This window comes from Piscinibacter sp. (genome assembly GCF_050175855.1).
Taxonomy (GTDB): Bacteria; Pseudomonadota; Gammaproteobacteria; order Burkholderiales; family Burkholderiaceae_C; genus Piscinibacter.
Genome location: NZ_JBFXIO010000373.1, coordinates 1 through 5,037, shown reverse-complemented (window position 1 = coordinate 5,037; position 5,037 = coordinate 1). Strand labels below are relative to the sequence as shown.

Annotated in this window: 4 protein-coding genes; 1 reads left to right on the top strand and 3 read right to left on the bottom strand. The window is 70.6% G+C overall.

Translation table 11 applies throughout. The features are described 5' to 3' along the window. Nucleotides 1-497, bottom strand: a 497-nt coding sequence (locus AB7U92_RS21705) for a cache domain-containing protein (RefSeq protein WP_428581975.1), incomplete at its 3' end; no start/stop codon positions are given. A gap of 290 nt (nt 498-787) precedes the next feature. On the opposite strand from AB7U92_RS21705, the gene AB7U92_RS21700 reads away from it, so the two are divergent. After that, nucleotides 788-2,758 (top strand): EAL domain-containing protein, encoded by a 1,971-nt coding sequence (locus tag AB7U92_RS21700; RefSeq protein WP_428581972.1) that lies wholly within the window; start codon nt 788-790, stop codon nt 2,756-2,758. A 12-nt stretch (nt 2,759-2,770) separates the two neighbouring features. Here AB7U92_RS21700 and AB7U92_RS21695 read toward each other — a convergent pair whose 3' ends face one another. Both AB7U92_RS21695 and AB7U92_RS21690 read right to left on the bottom strand, forming a co-directional pair. After that, nucleotides 2,771-4,003, bottom strand: a complete 1,233-nt coding sequence (locus AB7U92_RS21695; protein WP_428581969.1) for an NAD(P)H-dependent flavin oxidoreductase — start codon at nt 4,001-4,003, stop codon at nt 2,771-2,773. Between the two features lie 73 nt (nt 4,004-4,076). After that, nucleotides 4,077-4,694, bottom strand: a complete 618-nt coding sequence (locus AB7U92_RS21690) for a LysE family translocator (RefSeq protein ID WP_428581966.1) — start codon at nt 4,692-4,694, stop codon at nt 4,077-4,079. Between the last annotated feature and the right edge of the window lie 343 nt (nt 4,695-5,037).

Genomic DNA, 5,037 nt, shown 5'->3' with positions numbered 1-5,037 from the left:
AAGGCCTTGAACAGCGGCAGGCCGTTCGGATCCTTCAGGTCTGAGACGTCCTTGCCGTCGAGCTCCGGCTTGATCGGGTGCATCACGACGCGCGGATGCATGTCGTTGATCCAGAAGTACTCGCTGCCTTCGTAACGCAGCGCGGCGATCGCGCTGCGCGCGAGCTGCTGCGCCTGCGCGCGGTCCATCCGGCCGCTGGCCTCCTGCGCATGCGCCCACACCACGATGCCGTGGGCGATCTCGACGTGCTGGCGCGTCGAGTCCTGGCGCGCCTGCAGCGACAGGTCGGCCTGGTGCATCAGCTGCCAGCCGATCAGGCCGAGCAGCGGCACCACGAAGGCCAGCGAGATGATCACCGCCTTGGCGCTGAAGCGCAGCGAGCGGAACAGCCGCACCCCCGGAGCCCAGATGCCGTGATGGGCGAAGAAGCCGGTGTCGACGCCGGCAGGGCGTGCAGAAGGCGCGGCGGCGGCGCCCGAGGCAAGGATCGCTGTCATGTGAAGTTTTCCCGAGTGACCGGTGATGACGGTGACGGCCGCGCCCGTTTTCGGGGTCGGCACGCCTGGCACTGCTCACCTTTTCGGTGCGCGGTCAGAAAACTTGACACCTGATCATGGTCGATCGGCCAAGCCGATCTCCGATCGGCACTGGAAGGCAAGCGGGGCGCGGTCGTGCGACGCGTCACATTGTCTCGTCACTAATAGATGAGACCTCATCACTCTCACCATCGCGGCCTGTCAGATCCCTCGACAATGCTCACTCCTTTACCTCTTCGAGAAGGCACCTCATGCCCGCCCTTTCGCACGCCGCCGACGGCGACGACACCCTGGCCGGCAACAGCCCGCAAGGCCGTCTGCGAAGGCTGCGCGCCCTCAACGGCGAGGCCGAGGTGCTCAAGGACCGCGACATGGCGGCAGCATTCAAGCTGGCCGTGCAGGCCGAGGCGCTGGCGCGCGAGCTCGGGGCCAACGGCGAACTGGCGCTGGCCCTGGTGATGCAGGGCAAGGCCGCGTTCTACGAGCAGCGCATCGACGATGCACTGCAGCTCGGCCAGCGTGCCGCCGAGCTGGCCGAGGCCGAGGGCCATCCCGGCGTGCGCGCGAAGGTGCTGTCCGGCCTGGGCGCCATGTGGGCCTCGCTGGGCATGGGCGAGCAGGCCCTGCCGCACCTGGAAGCTGCGGCGGAGCAGCTGGCCGGCTCTCCCGACGTGGCCGGCCTGGCCCTCGTGCAATCGCTGCTCGGCGGCGTGCTCGCACAGACCCACCAGCTCGAGCGCGGGCGCGAGCAGCTCGAGCAGGCCCTGACCGCGTTCACTCAACTCGGCATGTCGGTCCGTGCCTGCGAGGCGCGCCACAATCTCGCCTGCCTCGCCAACCTGCAAGGCCGGTACGAGGTCGCACTGGCATTGTCGGAGGTCTCCAGCGCCGAGACCCGGCTCAGCGGCGACTGGAACTATGCACACGTCGAAGCGACCGCCTGCGATGCGCTGGTTGGCCTCGGCCGCTGCGACGAGGCCACCGAACGAGCGCGCCGAGCCCTCACCGCCACCCCCGACCCGTCGCGAGCCAGCTACGACCTGCACCTGGCGCTGGGCCGCGCCGAGCTCGCGCAGGGGCGTTTCGTGCAGGCCCGCGAAGCGCTCTCGCATGCACTCGGGCTGCTCGAACGCGGCGGCCGGCCCGACGACCCGCTGCTCTCCGAAGCCTGGGCGGAACTACGGCGGCGCTGTGGCGAAGGCGATGCCGCAGCGCCCACCCGCGAGCGCGGTGATGCGGGGGCCCGGGCTGACGATCGCGCCGATGCGCTGCGCTGGCGCCTCAAGGCGCTCGAAGCCAGCGTGGAACTGCAGGCGGCCCGGCTGCGCTACGGCCGGGTCGCTGCCGAGCGCGCCCGGCTGTCGGCTCAGCTCGAACACAGCCGCCGCCTGCTGGCCGCCGAGCTCGGTGCGCGGCCGGCGGGATGGCAGCGCGACGCGACGTGCACCGGGCAGCCGTCGTTCGACCCTGCCTTCGACGGCGAGTCCGCCGGCTATGCGCTGCGCTATCAACCCACGGTGAACCTCGCCGACGGACATCTGCAGGGCTTCGAGGCGCTGCTGCGCCTGGCCTCCAAACCGGCCCGCACTTCCGCTCCGCTGGAGTTCTTGCGCCGCCTCGAGGCCAGCGGCGAGATCGTCTCGGTGGGACATTGGGTGCTGCGGCGCGCCTGCAGCGACCTCGTCGCCCTGCAGGCGAACGCGCCGCACCCTTTGCGCCTGACGATCAACGTCTCGCGCCAGGAGCTGGAGCGACCCGGGTTCGCTGAAGGCGTGCTGGAAGTGCTCGCAGCAGCCGGCTTGCCGGCGGCGCGGCTGGAGCTCGACGTGGACGGATTCCACGACGGCACTGCTGGTGGATCGATGATGGGCTCGCTGCAGCGGCTGCGCAGCGCCGGGGTCGGCATCACGCTGGACAACTTCGGAAGCTCGCAGATGCCGCTGGGTCTGCTGGCCGAGCTGCCGCTGTCGCGCCTGAAGATCGACCGCAGCGTCGTCGCCACGCTGGGCCAGGACGGGCGCCACGACGCGCTGATGGCCTCGATGCTGCAGACCGCGGCCAATCTGCATCTCGCGGTCAGCGCGGCCGGCATCGAAGTGGCCACCCAATGGTCTGCGCTGCGCAGGCTCGGATGCGACGAAGGCCAGGGCTTCCTGTTTGCTACGCCGCTGCCGCTGGACGCGGCGCAGCGCCTGCCTCGGGTGCTGCCTGCGACGGCCTGACCAACGGCCGACTCAGGCGCCGACCACCGCCGCCGGCACCAGCAGCCGCTCCATCAGCTCGCGCACGCTGCGGATCTGCTCGCCGAAGGGCAGCGCGCCGACGCCGCGGAAGAACAGGCCCTTCTTCGTGTCGCCGCGCAGCGCGGCGGCCAGCTGGTTGTCGATGCAGAACTGGCCCCAGCCCTTCAGGCCATCGCGCAGCCCGCATTGCGCCAGGCAGTCGAAGGCCTTGGTGCAGCGCGTCTTGGCGTGCGTCACGGCCTGCAGCTTGTCCTCGATCTTCAGGTAGGCGCGCAGCCACGGCGTGGCCACCGCGCGCGCCGGCAGGCCGGCCACGCTGGTGAACTCGACCATGTCCTCGTCCTTCGCGCCGGCGAGGATGCGCTTGAACTCCTCGCTCGCGTCGCCTTCCTGCGTCACCGCGAAGGGCGTGCCGAGCTGCACCGCCGCGGCGCCGAGCGACTGCAGCCGCGCGATGTCCTCGAAGCTGCGGATGCCTCCGGCGGCGATCAGCGGGATGTCGCGCTCGATGCCGGCGCTCTTGAGGAACTCGCGCGACTGCGGAATGACGTTCTCGAAGTCGAACCGCGGGTCGTTCAGGTCGGCGATCTTCGCCGCGCCGAGATGGCCGCCGGCCAGCCGCGGGTGCTCGATGACGATGGCGTCGGGCAGGCGCTTCTTGCGCTCCCACTTCTTGACGATCAGCTGCACGCCGCGCGCATCCGACAGGATGGGCACCAGCAGCGCATCGGGGTGGTCGGCGGCGAGGTCGGGCAGGTCCAGCGGCAGGCCGGCGCCCACCACCACCGCATCGATGCCGGCCTCCAGCGCGCGCTTGACCGACGCGGCGTACTCGGCCACCGCGCGCATCACGTTGATGGCGAGCAGGCCTCGGCCTTCGGAGAGCTGGCGCGCAGCGACGATCTCGCGCTCGATGGCCTCGAGGTTGGCGGCGTCGATCTGCGCCTTGGTGTCGGCATCCATGCCCTGCCGCGAAGCCAGGCCCTGGGTGCGCTCCATCAGGTCGGGGTGGTGGCGGCGCAGGTCCACCGACGAGAGCGTGCCCACGCCGCCGAGGGCGGCCACGCTGCCGGCCAGCTTGTGGGCGGACACGCCCACGCCCATGCCGCCTTGCACGATCGGCAGCAGCGAGCGCCCGCGCAGCCGCAGGGCCGACAGCCCGCTGCGCTCGAACAGCGGCCGCATGCGCGGGTCGATGGCGTCGGTGTCGGTCTTCAGCAGCATGGGCAGTCACTCCTCCAGACTGCGACTGTGGTGGTCGCTGCCCGCCACACTGTTGACGCCGGTCAATCCGGGGTCAATCCGGGAGTAACGAGAGCCACTGCCACAGCGCGAAGCCGGCCAGCACCGTCGCGCTGACGAGGTTGACGCGGCGGCGCCAGCGCGCGTCGAAGCGCTCGCGCAGCCGGCCGACGGCGCTGCTGAGGAACAGCCACCACAGCGCCGAGCCGCACAGCACGCCGGCGACCATCAGCGCCGGCGAGGCGCTGGCCGCGCGCCCGGCCATCGCGCCGAAGATGGCCACGAAGGAGAAGATGGTCGCCGGGTTGGACAGCGTCAGCACGAAGGTGCCGGCGAAGTATTGCCAGCCGTTGCGTGCCGGCGCGGCGCGGGCCGCACGATCGGCCACCGGGGCACGCAGCAGCTGCAGCGCCATCCACAGCAGCACGGCGCCGCCGAACAACGCCAGCGGGACACGCGCGGCCACCAGCGCGTTGACCAGCCAGGCCACGCCGTAGGCGCCGATCGCGCCGTACACCGCATCGGCCGCCGCCGCGCCCAGGCCGGTGGCCAGGCCGGCGCGCGGGCCATGTTCCAGGCTGCGCTGGATGGTCAGCAGCCCGATCGGGCCGACGGGTGCCGCGATCGACAGCCCGATCACCAGCGCCGACAGGAATACGCCCCAGTTCTCCATGGGGCCACTCTAACCAGTGAACAGGCTTCGTTTGTCCTGCATCAAGGGACTCCCCCGGCCAATTGCGTCTGCTCAACAAATACCGCCGTGGGTGTCAACAGAATGAGTTCAGGCTCAGTTGGAGAGCCAGCCGGTCGCGGTTGTGGCCGGTGCCGACATCACACACACAGAAGGAGAGAGCACCATGCAACTCAAGACCAAGGCCCTCGTTGCCGCCGTTGTCGCCGCGTTCGTCGCCCAGGGTGCCCTGGCTGCCGATGCGCCCAAGAAGAAGGCTGCCGCGAGCACCGAGTGTCTGGACCAGGCCGAGATGCCCAAAGCCGGTTCCGAGAAGAGCCGTACC

Bases quoted from the DNA above. Each gene is read 5' to 3' on its own strand.
- AB7U92_RS21695 (WP_428581969.1), bottom strand. From the start codon at position 4,003: ATGCTGCTGAAGACCGACACCGACGCCATCGACCCGCGCATGCGGCCG.
- AB7U92_RS21690 (WP_428581966.1), bottom strand. From the start codon at position 4,694: ATGGAGAACTGGGGCGTATTCCTGTCGGCGCTGGTGATCGGGCTGTCG.
- AB7U92_RS21700 (WP_428581972.1), top strand. From the start codon at position 788: ATGCCCGCCCTTTCGCACGCCGCCGACGGCGACGACACCCTGGCCGGC.